At 70.5% G+C, this 17,934-nt stretch carries 19 protein-coding genes; 9 read left to right on the forward strand and 10 right to left on the reverse strand.

The window, feature by feature from the left end:
- Positions 1–41: 41 nt before the first annotated feature.
- Complete coding sequence (locus ABWO84_RS03565) at positions 42–815, reverse strand: MBL fold metallo-hydrolase (RefSeq protein ID WP_353112607.1); 774 nt, start codon at positions 813–815, stop codon at positions 42–44.
- The gene (locus ABWO84_RS03570) at positions 812–1,531 is read right to left on the reverse strand and encodes a FadR/GntR family transcriptional regulator (RefSeq protein ID WP_353112609.1); all 720 of its coding nucleotides are present in this window, start codon (positions 1,529–1,531) and stop codon (positions 812–814) included. The genes ABWO84_RS03565 and ABWO84_RS03570 overlap by 4 nt, the downstream gene beginning before the upstream one ends.
- 230 nt (positions 1,532–1,761) lie before the next feature.
- On the opposite strand from ABWO84_RS03570, the gene ABWO84_RS03575 reads away from it, so the two are divergent.
- From ABWO84_RS03575 to ABWO84_RS03590, 4 genes are all read left to right on the forward strand, one after another.
- Entirely contained in the window at positions 1,762–2,559 is a 798-nt protein-coding gene (locus tag ABWO84_RS03575; protein WP_353112611.1) for an SDR family oxidoreductase, read from the forward strand.
- 71 nt (positions 2,560–2,630) lie between these two features.
- Positions 2,631–3,539 carry a carbohydrate ABC transporter permease gene (locus ABWO84_RS03580; RefSeq protein WP_353112613.1) on the forward strand — a complete coding sequence of 303 codons (909 nt, stop codon included), beginning with the start codon at positions 2,631–2,633 and terminating at the stop codon, positions 3,537–3,539.
- Positions 3,536–4,357, forward strand: coding sequence for a carbohydrate ABC transporter permease (locus ABWO84_RS03585; protein ID WP_353112615.1), 822 nt, complete (start codon positions 3,536–3,538; stop codon positions 4,355–4,357). Before ABWO84_RS03580 ends, ABWO84_RS03585 begins: the two co-directional genes overlap by 4 nt.
- A gap of 101 nt (positions 4,358–4,458) precedes the next feature.
- Positions 4,459–5,742 carry an ABC transporter substrate-binding protein gene (locus tag ABWO84_RS03590; protein WP_353112617.1) on the forward strand — a complete coding sequence of 428 codons (1,284 nt, stop codon included), beginning with the start codon at positions 4,459–4,461 and terminating at the stop codon, positions 5,740–5,742.
- 71 nt (positions 5,743–5,813) lie between these two features.
- Here ABWO84_RS03590 and ABWO84_RS03595 read toward each other — a convergent pair whose 3' ends face one another.
- Both ABWO84_RS03595 and ABWO84_RS03600 read right to left on the reverse strand, forming a co-directional pair.
- Complete coding sequence (locus tag ABWO84_RS03595; protein WP_353112619.1) at positions 5,814–7,028, reverse strand: acyl-CoA dehydrogenase family protein; 1,215 nt, start codon at positions 7,026–7,028, stop codon at positions 5,814–5,816.
- Between the two features lie 7 nt (positions 7,029–7,035).
- Positions 7,036–8,088: a phosphotransferase family protein gene (locus tag ABWO84_RS03600; RefSeq protein WP_353112621.1), complete on the reverse strand. Its 1,053-nt coding sequence runs from the start codon at positions 8,086–8,088 to the stop codon at positions 7,036–7,038.
- 124 nt (positions 8,089–8,212) lie between these two features.
- Between ABWO84_RS03600 and ABWO84_RS03605 the strand changes: the two genes are divergently transcribed.
- Positions 8,213–10,846 carry a family 78 glycoside hydrolase catalytic domain gene (locus tag ABWO84_RS03605; RefSeq protein WP_353112623.1) on the forward strand — a complete coding sequence of 878 codons (2,634 nt, stop codon included), beginning with the start codon at positions 8,213–8,215 and terminating at the stop codon, positions 10,844–10,846.
- A 386-nt stretch (positions 10,847–11,232) separates the two neighbouring features.
- On the opposite strand, the gene ABWO84_RS03610 is transcribed toward ABWO84_RS03605, so the two are convergent.
- Both ABWO84_RS03610 and ABWO84_RS03615 read right to left on the reverse strand, forming a co-directional pair.
- Positions 11,233–12,633, reverse strand: a complete 1,401-nt coding sequence (locus tag ABWO84_RS03610; protein WP_353112625.1) for a hypothetical protein — start codon at positions 12,631–12,633, stop codon at positions 11,233–11,235.
- A gap of 106 nt (positions 12,634–12,739) precedes the next feature.
- On the reverse strand, positions 12,740–13,261 hold the full coding sequence (locus ABWO84_RS03615; RefSeq protein WP_353112627.1) for a hypothetical protein: 522 nt from the start codon (positions 13,259–13,261) through the stop codon (positions 12,740–12,742).
- Positions 13,262–13,345: 84 nt separating this feature from the next.
- Between ABWO84_RS03615 and cmtR the strand changes: the two genes are divergently transcribed.
- Both cmtR and ABWO84_RS03625 read left to right on the forward strand, forming a co-directional pair.
- Positions 13,346–13,714: a Cd(II)/Pb(II)-sensing metalloregulatory transcriptional regulator CmtR gene (gene cmtR, locus ABWO84_RS03620; RefSeq protein WP_353112629.1), complete on the forward strand. Its 369-nt coding sequence runs from the start codon at positions 13,346–13,348 to the stop codon at positions 13,712–13,714.
- Between the two features lie 47 nt (positions 13,715–13,761).
- A complete protein-coding gene (locus ABWO84_RS03625) occupies positions 13,762–14,388 on the forward strand; it encodes a cation diffusion facilitator family transporter (RefSeq protein ID WP_353113197.1) in 627 nt (208 codons plus the stop codon).
- On the opposite strand, the gene arr is transcribed toward ABWO84_RS03625, so the two are convergent.
- Both arr and ABWO84_RS03635 read right to left on the reverse strand, forming a co-directional pair.
- Positions 14,381–14,806, reverse strand: coding sequence for an NAD(+)--rifampin ADP-ribosyltransferase (gene arr, locus ABWO84_RS03630; RefSeq protein ID WP_353112631.1), 426 nt, complete (start codon positions 14,804–14,806; stop codon positions 14,381–14,383). The genes ABWO84_RS03625 and arr overlap by 8 nt on opposite strands.
- Before the next feature lie 61 nt (positions 14,807–14,867).
- On the reverse strand, positions 14,868–15,335 hold the full coding sequence (locus ABWO84_RS03635) for a hypothetical protein (protein ID WP_353112633.1): 468 nt from the start codon (positions 15,333–15,335) through the stop codon (positions 14,868–14,870).
- A gap of 95 nt (positions 15,336–15,430) precedes the next feature.
- On the opposite strand from ABWO84_RS03635, the gene ABWO84_RS03640 reads away from it, so the two are divergent.
- The gene (locus ABWO84_RS03640) at positions 15,431–16,267 is read left to right on the forward strand and encodes an alpha/beta hydrolase (RefSeq protein ID WP_353112635.1); all 837 of its coding nucleotides are present in this window, start codon (positions 15,431–15,433) and stop codon (positions 16,265–16,267) included.
- Positions 16,268–16,319: 52 nt separating this feature from the next.
- Here ABWO84_RS03640 and ABWO84_RS03645 read toward each other — a convergent pair whose 3' ends face one another.
- Together ABWO84_RS03645 and ABWO84_RS03650 are read right to left on the reverse strand one after the other, a co-directional pair.
- On the reverse strand, positions 16,320–16,685 hold the full coding sequence (locus ABWO84_RS03645; protein WP_353112637.1) for a Fe-S protein: 366 nt from the start codon (positions 16,683–16,685) through the stop codon (positions 16,320–16,322).
- Positions 16,686–16,687: 2 nt separating this feature from the next.
- Positions 16,688–17,401, reverse strand: a complete 714-nt coding sequence (locus ABWO84_RS03650) for a hypothetical protein (protein WP_353112639.1) — start codon at positions 17,399–17,401, stop codon at positions 16,688–16,690.
- A gap of 54 nt (positions 17,402–17,455) precedes the next feature.
- Here ABWO84_RS03650 and ABWO84_RS03655 point away from each other — a divergent pair, with 54 nt between their 5' ends.
- Positions 17,456–17,917, forward strand: coding sequence for a MarR family winged helix-turn-helix transcriptional regulator (locus tag ABWO84_RS03655; protein ID WP_353112641.1), 462 nt, complete (start codon positions 17,456–17,458; stop codon positions 17,915–17,917).
- Positions 17,918–17,934 lie beyond the last annotated feature (17 nt).

Genomic DNA, 17,934 nt, shown 5'->3' on the forward strand with positions numbered 1-17,934 from the left:
CCTTCTGTCAGCAGGTGCCGGTGGTCCACCGGCGGGCGGCGTTACGCGACGCGGCCACCGGGATGGCGCTCGAAGTTCGCGGGGTCGTAGAGGGGGAGCACGATGTCGGCGGTGCGCCGGACCCGCTCGTAGCAGGCGAGGACCTCGTACATGTTCTCGCTGATGCCGAGGGGGATGTTCTCGGTGACGTTCCGCAGGTGGAAGTAGGTGTCGGAGACGGCGACGACGCCGCGTGCCGTGTCGGCCTCGACGACGAGCGATGCACGATGGTGACCGCCCGACCACCAGGTCCGCAGTCCGGGGGCGATCTCGTCCTCGTCCTTCAGCAGCCGCACGCGGGGCCACGCCGTGGTGACGAGCGCGGTGAGGATCTCGTCGGGGATGCTCGTGGCGCGGTTGTCGTGGGGGTGGTCGTGCGTCGTGTGGAAGTGCACCCAGCCGCGTTCGGCGAGGCAGATCTCTGCGTTCGGGAAGGCGAGGACGTTGCTCACCGTGTACAGCTGCAGCGGCGTGAGGATCACGTGCGTCACGTCTTCGGGGCGGACGTCGTGCGCGGCCAGCTGGTCGAGGATGAAGTGGCCCTCCTCGCGCTCCATCCGGGCCTTCTCGCCCAGGAAGGAGGCCCAGCCCGCGTTCATCGGCTCGAGGTCGGCGGCGGGGCCGGTGTTGACCAGGGCCGTGACGCCGTCGCCGCGGAGGAGGACGGACTGGAAGGCGAGCGGGTGCCACTGCTCGAAGTCGTTCATCCAGTACAGCTCCGGGCCGGGGATGATGCTCCGGCCGACGTCCAGGGTCGTGACGGAGTAGTGGGTCATGTCGTCTCTCCGGTCTCCGCATCGGCGCCCGCCGCGGGGGCGTCGATACGGGTCAGCTCTTCGCGCACCTGCCGCAGATGCAGGTGCATGGCGGCGGAGGCGCCGATGCCGTCGCGGTCGCGCAGCGCGCCGATGATCTCGTCGTGCCAGTGGACGGCGCGGTCGATCGCACCGGGGATGGCGGACGACGCCGCGCGGGTGCGCTGTCCGAGCCCGGTGATCGAGCTGTGCATCGAGACGAGGATCGCGTTGTCGGTCGCCCGTGCCACGGCGTCGTGGAAGGCGATGTCCAGCTCGGCGTGCTGCGAGGGGTCGCCGTGCACGCGCTCCAGCTCGCGGTTCACCTGCTCCATCTCGTCGATCGCCTCGTTGGTGGCCCGTGCGGCGGCGAGAGCGGCGAGGGGCGGCTCCAGCACCTCGCGGGCCTCCTGGAGGAGCGCGTAGTACTCCTCGGGGTTGTTGACGGAGAGGAAGTCCTGGTCGAGGACGTGCCAGTGATAGCGCGGCGCGACGACGGCGACGCTGCCCTGCCGCACGATGATGAACCCCTTGGCGTCGAGGGCCTGGAGCGCCTCCCTCACGACGCTGCGCCCGACGCCGTACCGCTCGCACAGCACCGATTCGGGCGGAAGCGATGCGCCCGGTTCGATGTCTCCGCCGCCGATGCGCCGGAGATAGTCGGTGACGATGCCGTTGCTCAGTCGCGTCTTCGCCACGGTCCCGCCTTTCTCTGACTTGGGGTTACGTCGTTGAGTGACCATGCACCGATTGTCGCCCGCCGTGCGGCGGCGACCGTCCGTCCGGCCCCGGTGTGGTGCCCTCGTGTCGGACACGTTATTGACAGTTCAGATAAGTGTCAAGAATCTTTGGGATTTTCTTGCCTTTTCCCCGTGTCGTGAGCCAACATGTATGAACAGTTGCCGAATCGACGAGGAAGGTCGGCGCGATGAAGTGGGATTTCGAAGAGCACACCGCCGTCGTCACGGGGGCGGGATCCGGGATCGGCGCTGCGGTCGTCGCATCGTTCGTCGCCGCGGGCGCGCGCGTGATCGCCGTCGATCTGTCGGAAGAGGGCCTGGTGCACCGGCAGGAGGAGCTCGGGCCGCTCGGCCGCCGTGTCGTGCCGATCGTCGCCGACGTCTCCGACAGCGACGGGCTGCGCGCGGTGCTGGGACCCGAGTGCGATGCCGTCGGCGGGATCGACCACCTCGTCAACTGCGCGGCGAGCTTCGTGGCCGCGGGGGTCGACGCCACCCGCCGCGACTGGTCCCGGGCCCTCGAGGTGAACGTGGCGGGATCGGCCCTGCTCACCGCCTTCGTGGCGGACCGCATGCCCCGCGGCGGCACCGTCGTGAACATCTCCAGCATCTCCGCGCACGTCGCGCAGCGCGACCGGTGGACGTACAACGCGACGAAGGCCGGCATCCTCGCCCTCACCCGCGGGCAGGCGCTCGACCTCGCCCCCCGCCGCATCCGGGTGAACGCGGTCAGCCCGGGCTGGATCTGGACGGCGGAGGTGGCGAAGGCCGCGCAGGGCGACCGTGCGCAGTGGGAGCCCGTCTGGGGCCGCTACCACATGCTCGAACGGCTGGGCGAGCCCTCCGAGGTGGCCGATGCCGTGCTGTTCCTCAGCAGTGACGGGTCCACGTTCATCACCGGCACCGAGCTGATGGTCGACGGGGGCTATCGGGCGCTCGGACCCGAGGGCCTGGGCGAGACCGCGCGGTTCGCCTCGTCGGATTGACCGGACGCTCGCCAGCTTTTGACCACTTGCCTCAGCCGCGGACGCGGCAGGACTCGACGAGGAGTTTGCGGATGACCACCACCATCCAGACCGCGCGCAGGCGCCGGAGCCGGCGGCTGCTGCCGAGGACGCTCCTGCTCTATGCGCTGCCGGCGCTCGTGGTGTACGCCTTCGTCGTGCTCGCCCCGACGATCCAGGGCGGGGTGTACGCCTTCACCGACTGGGACGGGCTCCGCCCGGACTTCCGGTTCGTCGGCTTCGAGAAGATCGGCGCCGTGCTGCGCGACGCGCAGGCGCAGCGGGCGCTGATCAACACCGTCGTGATCGCCGTGGCTTTCACCGTGGTGCAGAACATCCTCGGACTCGCGCTCGCCGTCGCCCTGAACTCCAAGATCAAGACACGCAACTTCCTCAAGGTGCTCATCTTCGCGCCGGCGGTGATGACCCCGGTCGTGGTGGGCTACCTGTGGCAGTACATGCTCGCCCCGGACGGTCCGGTCAACGCGCTGCTGCGCGGCGTCGGGCTCGGCGCGTTCGCGAAGACCTGGCTCGGCGATCCGACGCTCGCGATCTGCTCGGTCGTCTTCATCCTCATCTGGCAGTTCGCCGGGTACTCGATGGTGATCTTCCTCGCCGGCCTCCAGGCCGTGCCGGAGGAGCTGGTCGAGGCGGCGGCCGTCGACGGCGCGGGGCCGGTGCGCCGGTTCCGCCACGTCGTCCTCCCGCTGCTCGCGCCGGCGATCACGATCAACGTGATGCTCAGCATGATCGGCGCGCTGAAGCTGTTCGACCAGGTGTGGTCGCTCACCGGCGGCGGACCGGGCGGTCTGAGCAACACGCTCACAACCCTGATGTTCCGTGAGGCCTTCACCTACGGCGACTTCGGCAAGGCCGTCTCGCTCGGTCTGCTGCTGCTCGTGATCGTCACGGCGATCTCGCTCATCCAGTACCGCGCTCTGATCAAGAGGGAGCAGCGATGAACCGCTACACCTGGCGCAGCGGTGTGCTCGAGGCCGTGATGATCGTCGTCGGCGTGCTGTTCGCGCTGCCGCTGTACGTCATGATCAACATCTCGCTGCGCGCGCAGAACGACCAGACCTCGCCGCTGGTGCCCTCGTCCCAGATGACGTTCGAGAACTACTCCGCCGCATGGGCGAGCGCCGGCATGGCGGGCGCGCTGCTGAACTCGCTGTTCATCACGGTGGTCAGCGTCGCCCTGCTCGTCCTCGGCTCGGCGATGGCGGCCTACGCGATCGTGCGGGTCCTGTCCCGCTTCTCCAGCGTGCTGTTCTGGGTGTTCCTGGTGGGGCTGCTGCTGCCGTTCCAGATCGCGATGGTGCCCCTGTACTTCACAATGCGCGACATCGGGCTGCTCGGCAATCTCTGGGCCCTCGTGCTCTTCTACGTGGGATCGCAGATGCCCTTCTCGATCTTCCTCTACTCCGGCTTCCTCCGTTCGATCCCGCCGGACTACGAGGAGGCCGCCTGGCTCGACGGCGCGGGGGTGAACTACGCGTTCTGGCGCGTCGTCTTCCCGCTGCTGCGGCCGATCACCGGCACCGTGATCATCCTCAACGCGATCACGGTGTGGAACGACCTGCTCACCCCGTTGCTCTACCTCAGCGGCACATCCAACGAGACGGTGCCCGTGGCGATCATGGGGTTCGTCGACCAGTACGTCACGAACTGGCCGATGATCTTCGCCGGCCTCGTCATCGGCGTCGCCCCGATCCTGATCGCCTTCTTCGTGCTGCAGAAGTCGGTCATCAAGGGCTTCGCCAGCGGCCTCAAGGGCTGACCCGCCTCCCGACCCCCCTCCCTCACTGGAAAACCCGACACCGCCGACATCGCCCCCGCCGGGGAGCGATGTCACAAGACACACAGACAAGGAGTACCGACATGGCACAGCGACGAAGCCTCATCGCACTCGGCGCCGGCATCGCAGCCGCCGCCCTCGCCCTCACCGCCTGCACACCGGGGACGAGCGACGCCGGCCCCGGAGGGGACCCGTCAGGCAAGGGCGTCCTCAAGATCGCGAGCATCCCCAACTACCAGAGCTCGCTCCCGCAGATCGTCGAGGCGTTCGAGAAGGAGCATCCCGACATCGACGTGCAGCTCGAGTTCGTCGACGTCGCGGCTCTGCACACCCAGCTGCGCACCCAGCTCGCGGCCGGCACCGCACCGGACATCTTCACCACGTACCCGGGCAACGGCACGCCGACGGCCATGGAGAACCTCGTGCCGGGAGGGTTCCTCGCCGACATGTCGGATCTGGGCTTCAGCGCCAGGATCCCGAAGGCGATGGACCAGACCACGAGCATGGACGGCAAGCGCTACGTGCTGCCGCTGTCCCTCGGCGCGATCGGCGGCATCTACAACGAGACCGCTCTCGCCGAGGTCGGGCTCACCGCGCCGACGACCTGGACCGAGGTGCTGAAGTTCTGCTCCGACGCGAAGGCCAAGGGCAAGGTCGCCTACGCCTATGGTGCGCAGACCGCCTGGAACAACCAGCTGTTCGCCTTCCCCCTCTCGGCGACGCTCGTGTACGGCAAGGGCTCGACCTTCACCGCCGATCAGGCCGAGGGCAGCGCCACCTTCGCCGACTCGGCCTGGACCGAGGTCTGGAAGAAGGTGGTCGAGATGCAGAAGGCGGGGTGCTGGCAGCCCGAGCCGCTCGGCACCTCCTACGAGGTGGCGACGGGTCTCGTCGCCAAGGGAGACGCGCTGGCGATCTCGTCGGTGACCTCCACGTTCGCCGCGCTCGCCGCGGCGGCGCCGAAGGGGACGACGTTCGCGTTCCACGCGCTCCCGGCGACGGACGATCCGGATGAGACCTACATCTCCGCCGGGGGATCGGGCGGGTACTCGATCAACGCCAAGGCGAAGAACCCCGTGGCCGCGAAGCTGTTCATGGAGTACCTGGGCTCCGACGCCGTGATGGCCGAGGTCGCCAGGCTGCAGAACGCGCTCCCGGCGATCGACTCCGACGCCTTCGAGACGCCGGCGTCGCTGAAGGAGATCATGCCGTTCGTGGAGAGCGGACGGATCCACCCCTTCGACGATCAGCTCTGGCCCAACGCGAAGGTGGCGACCGTGCTGATGGAGCAGGCGCAGCTGCTCGTCGGCGGCCAGTCGAGCGTCGATCAGGTGCTGAAGGAGATGGACGCCGCCTACTCCGGCTGAGGCCTCCGAGAGCGGGATCGGAAGGGGTCCGCGGGCATTCGCCTGCGGACCCCTTCGCCCGTCCCGCCCGCTCAGGCGCCGGTCTGCGCCCGCACCTCCGCCTTCCCGAGGGCCGAGAGGTGCACCTCGTCGGGCCCGTCGATGATGCGCATCGTGCGGATGGAGGCGAACATCTCCGCGAGCGGGGTGTCCCCGGAGACACCGGCGGCGCCGAAGAGCTGCACGGCGTGGTCCATGATCTCCTCCACCGCCCGCGGGACCGCGATCTTGATCGCCTGGATCGCCGAGTGCGCGGCGCGGTTGCCCTGCGTGTCCATCAGCCAGGCCGCCTTGAGCACGAGGAGACGGTTCGCCTCGATCGACACCCGGGCCTGCGCGATCCACTCCCGGACGACGCCGTGGTCGGCCAGCCGCCGGCCGAACGTCGACCGCTCCGCCGCCCGGGCGCTCATGAGCTCGAGGGCGCGCTCGGCGGATCCGAGGGCGCGCATGCAGTGGTGGATGCGTCCGGGGCCGAGGCGCGACTGCGCGATCGCGAAGCCGTCGCCCTCGCCGCCGATGAGGTGGGACACCGGCACCCGCACCCCGTCGAAGCGGACCTCCGCATGTCCGCCGTGATCGCGGTCGTCGTAGCCGAAGACGCTGAGCGGGCGCACCACGGTCAGGCCGGGTGTGTCCCGCGGGACCAGGATCTGGCTCTGCTGGACGTGGCGGTCGGCGTCGGGATCGGTCTTGCCCATCACGATGAAGATCTCGGCCTCGGGGTTCATCGCCCCGGTGCTCCACCACTTGCGTCCGTCGATGACGTACTCGTCGCCGTCGCGGCGGATCCGCGTCGCCACGTTGGTCGCGTCGGAGGAGGCGACGTCGGGCTCGGTCATGCAGAACACCGAGCGGATCCGTCCCTCGAGCAGTGGTACGAGCCAGCGCTCCTTCTGCGCGGGCGTGCCGAAGCGGGCGAGCACCTCCATGTTGCCGGTGTCGGGCGCGGCGCAGTTCATCGCGGCGGGCGCCAGCTTGAGGCTGCGGCCGCTGAGCTCGGCGAGCGGCGCGTACTGCAGGTTGGTGAGCCCGGCGCCGCCCTCGCCGGTGTGGAAGAGGTTCCAGAGCCCGCGCGCGCGGGCGCTCTCCTGCAGCGCGCGCACGACCGGCTGCGGCCGCCAGGAGTCGGGGTTCGCGGCGAGCTCCCTCTCCAGGACGGGCTCCGCCGGGTACACCTCCTCATGGAGGAAGCTCTCGAGCTCGGCGATGAGCCCCTGGGTGCGGGAGTCGAAGGCGAAGTCCATCGGTGTCCTATCTCTGCGTGAGGGCGTCGAGTCCGAAGCGGGCGAGTGCGGGGACGAGCGCGCCGACGGTGTCGAAACCTGCGCCGACGGTGAGCCCCTGGGTGTGCCGGTAGTGGATCCCCTCCAGGATCACGGCGAGCTTGTAGGAGGCGAATCCGACGTACCACGACACGTCGGGGGCCGGGATGCCCCGGAGCCGCGCGTAGTCGTCGACCAGGGACTCGAAGGGCGGGTAGCCGGCGGCCGGATCGATCGCGGAGGCGAGTGGGGACCGCGCCGCCTCGGGGATGCGGTGGAGGCTCCAGTAGACGCCGAGCAGCCCGAGGTCGGTGAGGGGATCGCCCAGGGTCGACATCTCCCAGTCGAGCACGGCGGCAACCCGCGGGCGCCCCTGCACCGTGGCCATGAGCGTGTTGTCGAGGCGGAAGTCGCCGTGCACGATCGACACCCCGGCGGAATCCGGCACGATCGCCGCGACGCGCGCGGCCAGTTCGTCGAGCTCGCCCAGCGGCCGGCTCCGGGACTGGTCCAGCTGGCGACCCCAGCGACGCACCTGGCGCTCGAGGAACCCGGCGGGTCGCCCGAAGTCGCCGAGGCCGAGAGGCAGCGGATCGAGGGCGTGCAGGGCGGCGAGCACTTCGACGAGCGCCGGCGCGAGGTCCGCGATCCATCGCGGATCCCGGCCGGCGTTGTCCGCCGGGGAGTTCAGCGTCTCTCCCTCCACGAACTCCATCAGATAGAACGGCGCCCCGACGCCGGCCTCGCCGTCGGGGTCGTCCGCTGCGAGCAGGGTCTCGGGCACGGGCACGCCCGTGTCCTTCAACGCGGCGATGATCCGGTGCTCGCGGTGCATGTCGTGGGCGGTGGAGAGCACGTGGCCCAGCGGCGGGCGGCGCAGCACCCATCGATGCTCGCCGTCGTCGAGACGGAAGGTGAGATTGCTCAGCCCGCCGACGAGGAGCCGTGCCTGGAGGGGCCCGCCGGCGAGCGAGGGATGACGGGTGTCGAGCCATGCCCGGAGCCGAACCGGATCCAGCCCCGGGAGTTCGTCGTCGCGCATCGGCTCCTCCTCGCCATCATGGCAAACATGTCATATATGTTGGCAGAAGAATCGGGGATTGTCCGCAAATAGTTGGTCATCTACCATCACTTATGGGACAACTTCGGCTTTCAAGGGAGAAGACGTGGCGCTCGACATCGATCTCAGGGCGGGATATCTGGACGAGGCGATGGGCATCCCGGCCCGCCGGGGCGTCATGCTCTCCTGGCGCGTCTCCGGCGATGAGCCCGTTGCGGCCGGCGCCGACGTGCGCGTCGCGCGGAGCCCGGAGGCGCTGGAACGCGGAGACCTGCTCTGGCGCCGCGACGGCGTCGTCGGCTCCGTCGCGCGCTACGACGGGGTGGAGCTGTCGTCGCGCGATCGCGCCTGGTTCACCGTGACCGTGCGCGCCGCGGGCGGGCGCACGGTCACCAGCCGTCCGCATCCGTTCGAGATCGGGCTGGAGGACGAGGCCGACTGGACCGCGCGCTGGATCTCCGGACCGCTGCAGGAGTTCCGTCGGGAGAACTGGGATCCGGCGCCGCTCCTGCGCGGTCGGATGACGCTCGCCGCGGCGCCGGCACACGCCCGGGTCTACGCCACGGCCCTCGGCGTGTACCGCCTGTGGGTGAACGGCACCGACGTCACCGCGGATCGGCTGCTGCGGCCGGGCTGGACCGACTACCGGTTCCGGGTGCTCCACCAGACGTTCGACGTCGGAGCCCTGCTGCACGAGGGGGAGAACGTCGTTGCGGTCGAGCTGGCCCGCGGATGGTACGCCGGCCGCCTCGGCCTGCAGCGCGAGCCCGCGCTCTACGGGGAGCATCCCGCCGTGCGCGTCCAGCTGGAGGCGGACGGCGTGGTCGTCCTCGCCTCGGACTCCGGATGGACGCAGGGCTACGGCGAGGTGCTCGCGAGCGACCTGCTCGTGGGCGAGAGCCACGACCTGCGGCAGCATCCGACCGGGTGGGATAGCACAGGGTTCGACGACGCGTCGTGGGCCGCCGCGACCGAGCGCGGCGACATCGACGTGCCCATCACCCCGCAGCCCCACGATGCGCCGGGGCGGTATGCCGAGTTCCCGGGCGCGCTGGTGCGCGCACACGCGCGCGGGCCGGCCGTCTACGACTTCGGGCAGAACATGGTCGGTTGGACGCGTCTGCGCGCCCGCACGCTGCCGAAGGCGGACGTGCTCATCCGGCACGGCGAGCGGCTCAGCGAGGACGACCTCGTCTGGCGGGACAACCTCCGCGGCGCCTTCCAGGAAGACCGCTACACGACCGGCGACGGCGACACGCACACCCTCGAGCCGCGCCACACCCTGCACGGCTTCCGCTACGCCGAGGTGTGGGGCATCGCCCCCGAGGTGCCCTATGACGCGCTGCGGGTGCCCGACGACGTGGAGATCACCGGGGTCGCGATCACCGGACTCCCGGAAGCGGGACGGTTCTCCTGCTCCGATCCGCAGCTCACCGCCGTCGCGGACATGGTGGCCTGGACGGTGCGGGACAACTTCATCGAGGTGATCACCGACTGCCCGCAGCGCGACGAGCGCCTGGGTTGGCTCGGCGATGCGGGCGTGATCTCCCGCACTGCCGCGTATCAGTTCGACACGGCCGCCTTCCTCGCGAAGTTCACGAGGGACGCCGCGGACTCGCAGGCCGACGACGGCATGATCCTCTCGTACGTCCCGCCCGTCCCGCCCGGGACGGAGCGCGACGGCGCCCCCGGATGGGCGGACGGCTACGTGCGGCTCGTGCACACCGCCGTCACCCGGTACGGCGACCTGGCCACGGGCGCCGAGCACGCGGCGCACATCGCCCGCTACCTCCGGTTCGTGGACGACGCCAACCCCGATGGCATCCGCGTCGAGCGGGTGGGGTCCGACTTCTCGGACTGGCTGTCGCTGCCCGAGGACCCGTCCGAGCCGCCGCATCCGGGATACGCCTACACGGGTGCGCGGTCGACGAGCTCCAAGCGGGTGGTGGCCACGGCGCACACGATCCGCTCCTACGACCAGTACGCCGAGATCCTCGAGGCGCTGGGCCGCGCCGACGAGGCGGCGGATGCGCGGAGCCGTGCCGACGAGATCCGTGCCGCCTATGTCGCGGCCTTCGTCGATGCGGACGGGCGCATCGAGGGGGACACGCAGACGGTCTACGCCCAGGCGATCGGCTACGGGATCCTCCGCGGCGACGATCTGATCCGTGCTGCCGACCGTCTGGCAGAGAAGGTGCGCGAGCTCGGACACGTGACGGTGGGCATCCACGGCTCCGAGCACATCGTCCCTGCCCTCGCCGCCACCGGTCACGCCGACCTCGCGGAGGAGCTGCTGCTGCGCGAGGAGATGCCCGGGTGGAAGCACATGGTGGCGATGGGGGCGACGACGGTGTGGGAGAAGTGGGACGGCATCGCGTCGGACGGCACGATGTCCACCGCCGAGATGAACTCCTTCAACCACTGCGCCCTGGGCGCGATCGGGGAGTTCCTCTTCGAGGGCGTCGCCGGTCTGGACGCCCGCAGCGTCGGGGTCGAGGCGCGCATCCGCGTCGCCCCGTACTACTTCGACCGTCTCGGATGGGCGGAGGCCTCGCACACCACGGTGGCGGGCGAGGTGCGGTCCCGATGGCAGCGCGAGGGCGACCTGGTGCATCACGACATCACCCTCGCCCCGGCGCTCACCGGCCGGTACGAGGCGCCCGACGGCTATGCGCTGGTCGAGGGGCCGACCGAGCTCGTCGGGGGCGCGACGACGCGCATCACCGTCAGCCGGCGGTGAGCCGGCGTCCCGCGCCACGATCCCTGGGGGCCCGGGGCCGAGGGCATGACGTTCACCGTCACGGACCCCTGAGGCGCGGACGGAGGGCGCGACGACGGACCGGGCTCAGGCTCGGGGCGTCACTTTTCGGCGTTCCCGACTCTTTACAGACGGAGCCGTGAGGTGTCGACCCCTGCCCTTCCGGACCCAGTCGGTGCAGCCCGCCCCAGGACTCTCCCCGCGAGCGTCCGCATCGTTTCGAGGAGCGACGCGAGGGCTGCACCGACCCGGCTCGCGGGACGGGATCGCCGACCGTTCTCCGACGGCGCGCGACGGCATGCCGCCGCGCAGACGAGACGCCCCGTCCTCACGGAGAGGACGGGGCGTCTCGTCTGCGGTGGTCGGCCTCAGCAGGAGGCGCCGCGGGTCCAGGCGAACCAGTCGTACTCGTTGAACGGCGCCGGGCCTCCGCGCTCGTGCCACGAGTCGGCGGAGTCGACCTGGGTGTCGAGGAGCTCGTTGCCGTTGTAGAGGTCACCCCCGGCGGTGAGGAAGCCGTTGCGTCCGACCACCTTGGCGTCAGGACCGAAGTTCTGCGCGAAGGTCGTCGTCCCCGCGCCGACGCCGAAGGCGCGGGACACCCCGGTCCCGTCGGCGAGGACGTAGGTGATCAGGTCGCTCTCACCGGCGTTCCGTGTCGTGTGCTGTGCCTCGGCCGACACGACGTTCTGCGCGATTCGCTGATTCTGGTAGTACAGATCGCCGTTCGGTCGCAGCGAGAAGTTCCAGCCGAGTGCGGTGGCGTCGGCGGTGGGTGCCGTGAAGTTCGATACGCCGACCCATGTGCCCGCACCGCTCTTCCTTCCCGTATGCACCCCCGCCGCGGTGACGAACGTGGTGTAGTCGTTGACCGTGTCCGCGGAGTCGACCTCGTGCTGCACGATGGCCGAGGTGACGCCGTTGGCGACTTTCGTGCCGCTCACCCACAGGTCGCCGTTGGGATAGAGGAACGAGTTCCAGCCCACGACCTTCGTCCCCGTGGGGACCCCGGTGCGGACCACGACGCCGGTGAGGCTGCCGCCGCCCTCGGAGGTCCATGTCTTCGCGGTGCCGTCGCTCAGCAGGTAGGTGACCAGGTCGATCTCCCGGCCCGGGTTCAGCTGCGTGTAGTGGTGCGCGGCGACCTCGACGACGCCGGTGTCCAGCACGGAGTACCCGGAGTCGCGGTGGAAGGTGTACAGAGTGCCGTCCGGGCCGAGGAACACGTTCCAGGCGATCGCCGTCGATCCCGTCGGGATGCCGCCCATGTCGCGGGTGGGCATCGTCGCGCCGGTACCGCCGCGGCGGACTTCCCGCGCGATCGTGCCCGTCACCTGCACGGGGATCGTCGCCGAGGGCCCGGACGGGACGACCGACCCGACGATCGCACCCGTGCTCGGGGCGGGTCCTCCGATCGCACCCGCCACCGTGACGACCCCGTCGACGTCCGACGCGAACACCTTCGCTCCCGTCGTGCCGTCGGCCCAGCGCCAGCCGGCGGGCAGCGTGATCGAGACCTGTGTGCCCGCGAGGGGCGCGCCGGTGTCGTTCGCGACGGTGAAGCTGAGATTCTGCGCCTCGGTGCACGCGCCCACGAACTGCAGGCCGCTGATCGGCGTGATCACGATCGGTCCGGACGCCGTCGCCAGCGGCACCGCCGAGGCCACCGCGATGACCGGGACGGCCCATGCCGCGGACCTCACCACGGTGCGACGGGTGACCCCGTTCACGCCCGGCACCGGCACGTCTCCCGAGTGGTGGTTCTCCATGCTTTCTCTCTTCCCCTTGGTGGGCGCGGCGAGACAGCCACGCCTGTCAATAGATGAGGAGTGAGGAAGGGAGAAGAAGTGACGCGGCCGATCCGGATCCGGCGGATCACTGGGCCGGGAGGCATCCTCCGTCCTGGATGTAGCCGCCGGCGTCGATCCGGAGTTCCCGCGGGGACACCTCGCCGTAGACGCAACCGCCGGCCGGCGCGGCGACCCCGAAGGCGACGCCGCGCTCGTCGCCGATGAGCTGGACGTCGCGGAGGCCGGCCTCCGTCATGATGGCCTTCACCGCATCCGGTGAGATGTTCCCATCCGTGCGCAGCGCCTCGAGTCTCGGGCGGACCGTTTCGATCGACTTCTCCGCCGCGGCCCGCGCCTCCGCAGAGATGCCGATCCGCTCGCGATACCGGTCGTTCTGTGCCATCGCGTTCTCGGGATCATAGGGCGCGCACTCCGGGGGCAGCTCCGCTCCCTCCACCTGCGGACAGGCGGCGGTCGGCGTGGTGGCGGACACGTCCGATGCCGAGCCGGGCGCCGCGGCGCCGCAGCCCGCGAGCAGCAGCATGGTCGTGACGACGACGATGGCGGCCGACCCGTGTCGCGACAGGTCCCTCCGGGTCCCGTTCATGCGGTCCATGGAACCACATGCGCTCACACCGGTCCAGGCGCCGTGGGGGTGATAAAAGGACAGCATCCACTGTATAGTCACTGCATGCTGACCATTGCGACGCGACTGGACGCCATGAACCGCTTGGGGAGGGCGATGGCCGATGCGACCCGCTCGCGCATCCTGTTGTCGTTGATGGAGGCGCCCGGGTACCCGGCGGAGCTCGCACGAGAGCTCCGTCTCACGCGGACGAACGTCTCGAACCATCTCGCGTGCCTCCGCGACTGCGGGATCGTCGTCGCGGAGCCGGAGGGCCGTCGGACCCGCTATGAGATCTCGGACCCGCACCTCGCGGGCGCCCTCCGCTCGCTGCTGGACGTCACCCTCGCCGTCGACCAGGACGCCCCCTGCCTCGATCCCGAGTGCGCGGTCGCCTGCTGTGCGACGGCGCCGGGCGGCGGATCCCCCGAGTGAGCGGGATCGACGAGGCGCGTCGCGCCGTCCTGCACCGCCGAGTCCGGATGATCGTGGGGATCACGATCGCGTACAACGTGATCGAGGCGGTCATCGCCGTCATCGCGGGCGTCCTGGCCTCATCCGCCGCGCTCATCGGCTTCGGGCTCGACTCCGTCGTCGAGGTCCTCTCCGCGCTCGCGGTCGCGTGGCAGTTCAGCCGTCGGGATCCGGAGCGCTGGGAGCGGGTGACGGTCCGCGCGATCGGGGTGGCGTTCTTCGCGCTCGCCGCCTACGTGGGGGTGGAGGCCGTCCGGGCGCTCACCGGAGTGGATGCCGCGGAGCGCAGTCCCCTCGGTCTCGCGCTGACCGCGATCAGTCTGATCGTGATGCCCGTGCTCGCCTGGGCCGAGTTCCGCACGGGGCGCGAGCTCGGTTCGCGCAGTGTGCAGGCCGATGCGAAGCAGCTGCTCCTGTGCGTGTACCTCTCCGCGGCGGTGTTCCTCGGGCTGCTGCTCAACGCGCTCTTCGGATGGTGGTGGGCCGACGCCGTCGCCGCCCTCGTCGTCGCGCTGCTCGCGATCCGCGAGGGAGTGGAGGCATGGCGCGGGGAGGTCGAGTCACCGTTCGAGGTGCTCGACGATCTGGACGCCGACGGATCCGGCGCGGGCGAGGAGGGCGGCCGGGTCAGTTGATGATCTCGCCGCGGCCTTCCGCGTGCATCGCGGTCAGGCGGTCGCGCCACCCCTGCAGCGCCTCGGGGGCGAGCCGCGTCCAGTCGTCGACCTCGCGGACGATCCGCAGGGGCTCGCTGCTCCGGTAGGAGCGGGTGGGGTTGCCCGGGAACTTCTTGTCGGTGACGTTCGGATCGTCCTCGAATGCGCCGGTGGGCTCCACCTCGTACACGCGCGGCGCCCCGTCCCCGGCCGCGAGCTCGGCGGCGAGGCCGGCGCCGTCGGGCAGGGCGGTGAAGTACACGTGGTTCATCACGACCTCGGGCCGGTAGTTCGACCGGAAGCCGGCCGTCAGCAGATCGCCGATCCGGAGGTCGGCCTTGGTGCCGTGGAAGAACGGGCCCGTGTCGTCCGTCGCGGGGGTGGGGTGCGATGCCATGTCCAGCCGATCTCTCGATGTCTCCGCGCCCGAAGAGCATAGCCCCGTGGGATGCCGCCGGTCAGTGCTCCGCCGCCCGGGTCTCCCGGTGGCGCCGCAGCCGCGCGCGGTACCGGAGGTTCGCCACGCTCATCACGATCCACCCCACGAGGCAGAGCCCGGCGACCACGAAGACGACGACGGTCATCGTCATCGGGGCGCCGAGCGTCTCGGCGCGGGAGTTGCCCGCGGCGACGGCGTCGTCGAGCCCCCGGCGGAACCAGAAGGCCGTCGCCGCGAGCGCGACCGCCGGTGCCAGCAGCCCGACCGCGTACATGCCGAGCACACTGGCTGCGATCGCTCCCAGGATCGCCACGGTCAGACCCATGCTCCGCAGGTCGTTCGTCGCGCAGCTTCCGCCGCCGCAGTCCCAGGAGATGAGATCCGCGGACAGTGCGAACGAGTATCCGCCGATGCAGGCCAGTACCGTGAGGATCGCCGCCGCGATGCCGGCGATGAGCTTTCCATGGCGCTTCAGGATGCGACGCATGATCTTCACGCTATCGCGCAGAGGCCCGTCTCCTCGATTCGCCCGGACCGACTACGCTCGTCCCCACGGCATCCACCACGGAGGACGGGGCGGCAATGACGGACGACATCCCTTTCCGGGCGATCCCGGTGGACGACGATCCGGTCGACTACGCCTATGGTCCGGATTCCGAACGCCGCGAGGGCGTCGTCCCCGGTGCGATCCGCACCTTCGAGGTGGCGGATCCTCAGGCCTATCCGGGAACCGTGCGCACGGTCTGGGTGCACACCCCGGAGGGTCACGACCACGCGGCCCCCGCGGACGTCATGCTCTTCAACGACGGCTGGTGGTATCTCGACCCCGAGGGCGCCGTGCGGGCCGGGGTCGTGCTGGACAACCTCGCCCATGAGCGGGCGGTGCCCCCGATGGTCTCGGTGTTCGTCGATCCGGGGGTGTTCCCGGGGGCGGCGGAGCCGAAGAACCGCAATGCGGAGTACGACGCCTTCGACGATCGGTACGCGTCCTTCCTCCTCGACGAGGTGCTTCCACGGGTGGCGGAGGGGAGCGCGCTCGCGGACGAGCCCGGCCGTCGGGGCATCTGCGGCGGGAGCTCCGGCGGGGATGCCGCTTTCACCGCGGCCTGGCTGCGCCCCGACGCGATCGGGAAGGCCGTGATCTTCAACTCGAGCTTCGCGCAGATACCGGGTGGGAACCCCTATCCCGGGCTCATCCGGCAGACGCCGCCGCGATCGCTTCGGGTGTTCCTTCAGGCGGCGCACCGCGACATCGGATGGAACGCGGCGGAGGGCAACTGGTTCGCGGAGAACCTCGAGACGGCGGCGGCCCTGATGCGCGCGGGCTGCGACGCCCGTCTCGTCGTCGGCGACGGCGGACACAGCCCCAACCACGGCGGCGTGCTGCTGCCGGATGCGCTCCGCTGGCTGTGGCGGTGACGCAGAGGCCTTCCCCGGTTCGGAATGCGGGAAGGCGAGGAGAGGAGCGTGCTCAGGCTCCGTGCCAGAAGATCGCGATGCCGGCGTTCAGGACCGCGAGGACGCCGATCGCCCAGAATCCGGCATCCGTCGGCCTGCCGGCCTTCTCGCGGGTGATGACGACGCCGAACATCGCGCCGATCCCGAGAGCGACAGCGAGCTTCACGCCGAGCTTGAGATAGTCGAGGTGGATGCCGGCGGGGAAGGGGATCGCGAGCAGCAGTCCGGAGCCGATCATGATGCCGAGCCCCGTGCGGATGAGGGTGGTCGTCAGATGCACGCGGCGGACGGCCTGCGCCGTCCAGCCGCCGAGCAACAGGGCGAAACCGACGAGGTGGACGAGGACGAGGGACTCACGCAGCAGGAGGAGGGGGTCCATCGTCACTCCTCCCGGCTTCCCGGCGCGCGCCGGGCCCGTTGCACGGGGAGCAGGAACGCGGCGGCGATGAGCCAGATCCCTCCACCGAAGCGCACGACGGGTAGCAGCATCTGCAGGGGGTCGAACACGAGCGAGAGGAACGACAGCTCTCCGGCGAGACCGATCACGAGGCCGATGGCGGCGAGCCACCGCGGAAGGAGACGCAGAATGAACGCGGGGACGGCGACGCCGGCGACGAGCAGACCGACGCCCGTCGCGTAGCCGACACCGCCGAGGCTGAACGCGAGGCGGGCGAGCGCGGCCGCGACGACGGGCTCGGCGTCGATCCCGGGCATCGCGAGCGACCAGGTGACGAGTGCGGACACGGCGAGCAGCACGGAGGCGGCGATCCCCCCGTAGAGCCCGATCACCGGCCCGGGCACGCGCACCCCGAGCCGCAGCTGGCGGGCGTAGAGCGAGGCGGTCAGGATGCCGAGCGGCACTGCGGCGCCGAACTGCAGCATCGCTCCGACGCGGATGGTGGGGCCGTGCGCCGCGTACCAGGCCGCGACGTCGGCGGGGGCGGCGAACGGATCGGGCGGTGAGCCGGTGGCGAGCGTCAGGACGAGTACGCCGGCGACCGTGAGCGCGAGCGTGACGATCGCCAGCGGTCCGAGCGGAGGGCCGCCCGAGCGTCGGCGATGCGGCGTCTCGGCAGCGCGGGTGAATTCAGTCATGACAATAATGATGCATAGTGTGAATGATTCTGTCAACCAAGCTATGCTGGCAGGGTGAATGACGCACGACGGCCGCAGCGCGCCGGATTCCTCCTGTCGCAGCTGGGCGCCTTCGCGTCCGCGCGCTTCGCCGAGCTGATCAAGCCCGAGGGGCTCACGCCGGCGTCCGCGGGGGTCCTCCGGATCATCGCCCGGCAGCCCGGGCTCAGCCAGCGCGCACTCGCCGATCGCCTCGGCGCCGTGCCGAGTCGCGTCGTCGTGCTCGTCGACACCCTCGAGCGGGCGGGCCTCGTCGCGCGGACGAGGGACCCGGAGGACCGTCGGCACCACCGGCTCGACCTCACGGACGACGGGCGGCAGATGCTCGGCGCGCTGCGCGCTGCCGCCACCAGGCAGAACGCCGACGTGCTCGGCCCCCTCGACCCCGCGGAGCAGGAGGCCTTCTCCGCCCTCCTCGTCAAGCTCGCGGCCGCGCATGGCCTCGACCCCGAGGTGCATCGCGGCTACCGTGCCTAGGGCGAGCCGATTCGGAG

Source organism: Microbacterium sp. (assembly GCF_040394595.1).
Lineage (GTDB): Bacteria > Actinomycetota > Actinomycetes > Actinomycetales > Microbacteriaceae > Microbacterium.

Excerpts from the sequence above, each read along its gene's own strand:
- ABWO84_RS03590 (WP_353112617.1), top strand. The coding sequence starts at position 4,459 with ATGGCACAGCGACGAAGCCTCATCGCACTCGGCGCCGGCATCGCAGCC.
- ABWO84_RS03615 (WP_353112627.1), bottom strand. The coding sequence starts at position 13,261 with ATGAACGGGACCCGGAGGGACCTGTCGCGACACGGGTCGGCCGCCATC.
- ABWO84_RS03610 (WP_353112625.1), bottom strand. The coding sequence starts at position 12,633 with ATGGAGAACCACCACTCGGGAGACGTGCCGGTGCCGGGCGTGAACGGG.
- ABWO84_RS03625 (WP_353113197.1), top strand. The coding sequence starts at position 13,762 with ATGATCGTGGGGATCACGATCGCGTACAACGTGATCGAGGCGGTCATC.
- ABWO84_RS03580 (WP_353112613.1), top strand. The coding sequence starts at position 2,631 with ATGACCACCACCATCCAGACCGCGCGCAGGCGCCGGAGCCGGCGGCTG.
- ABWO84_RS03600 (WP_353112621.1), bottom strand. The coding sequence starts at position 8,088 with ATGCGCGACGACGAACTCCCGGGGCTGGATCCGGTTCGGCTCCGGGCA.
- cmtR (WP_353112629.1), top strand. The coding sequence starts at position 13,346 with ATGCTGACCATTGCGACGCGACTGGACGCCATGAACCGCTTGGGGAGG.
- ABWO84_RS03585 (WP_353112615.1), top strand. The coding sequence starts at position 3,536 with ATGAACCGCTACACCTGGCGCAGCGGTGTGCTCGAGGCCGTGATGATC.
- ABWO84_RS03645 (WP_353112637.1), bottom strand. The coding sequence starts at position 16,685 with ATGGACCCCCTCCTCCTGCTGCGTGAGTCCCTCGTCCTCGTCCACCTC.
- arr (WP_353112631.1), bottom strand. The coding sequence starts at position 14,806 with ATGGCATCGCACCCCACCCCCGCGACGGACGACACGGGCCCGTTCTTC.
- ABWO84_RS03575 (WP_353112611.1), top strand. The coding sequence starts at position 1,762 with ATGAAGTGGGATTTCGAAGAGCACACCGCCGTCGTCACGGGGGCGGGA.
- ABWO84_RS03640 (WP_353112635.1), top strand. The coding sequence starts at position 15,431 with ATGACGGACGACATCCCTTTCCGGGCGATCCCGGTGGACGACGATCCG.
- ABWO84_RS03595 (WP_353112619.1), bottom strand. The coding sequence starts at position 7,028 with ATGGACTTCGCCTTCGACTCCCGCACCCAGGGGCTCATCGCCGAGCTC.
- ABWO84_RS03565 (WP_353112607.1), bottom strand. The coding sequence starts at position 815 with ATGACCCACTACTCCGTCACGACCCTGGACGTCGGCCGGAGCATCATC.
- ABWO84_RS03650 (WP_353112639.1), bottom strand. The coding sequence starts at position 17,401 with ATGACTGAATTCACCCGCGCTGCCGAGACGCCGCATCGCCGACGCTCG.
- ABWO84_RS03635 (WP_353112633.1), bottom strand. The coding sequence starts at position 15,335 with ATGCGTCGCATCCTGAAGCGCCATGGAAAGCTCATCGCCGGCATCGCG.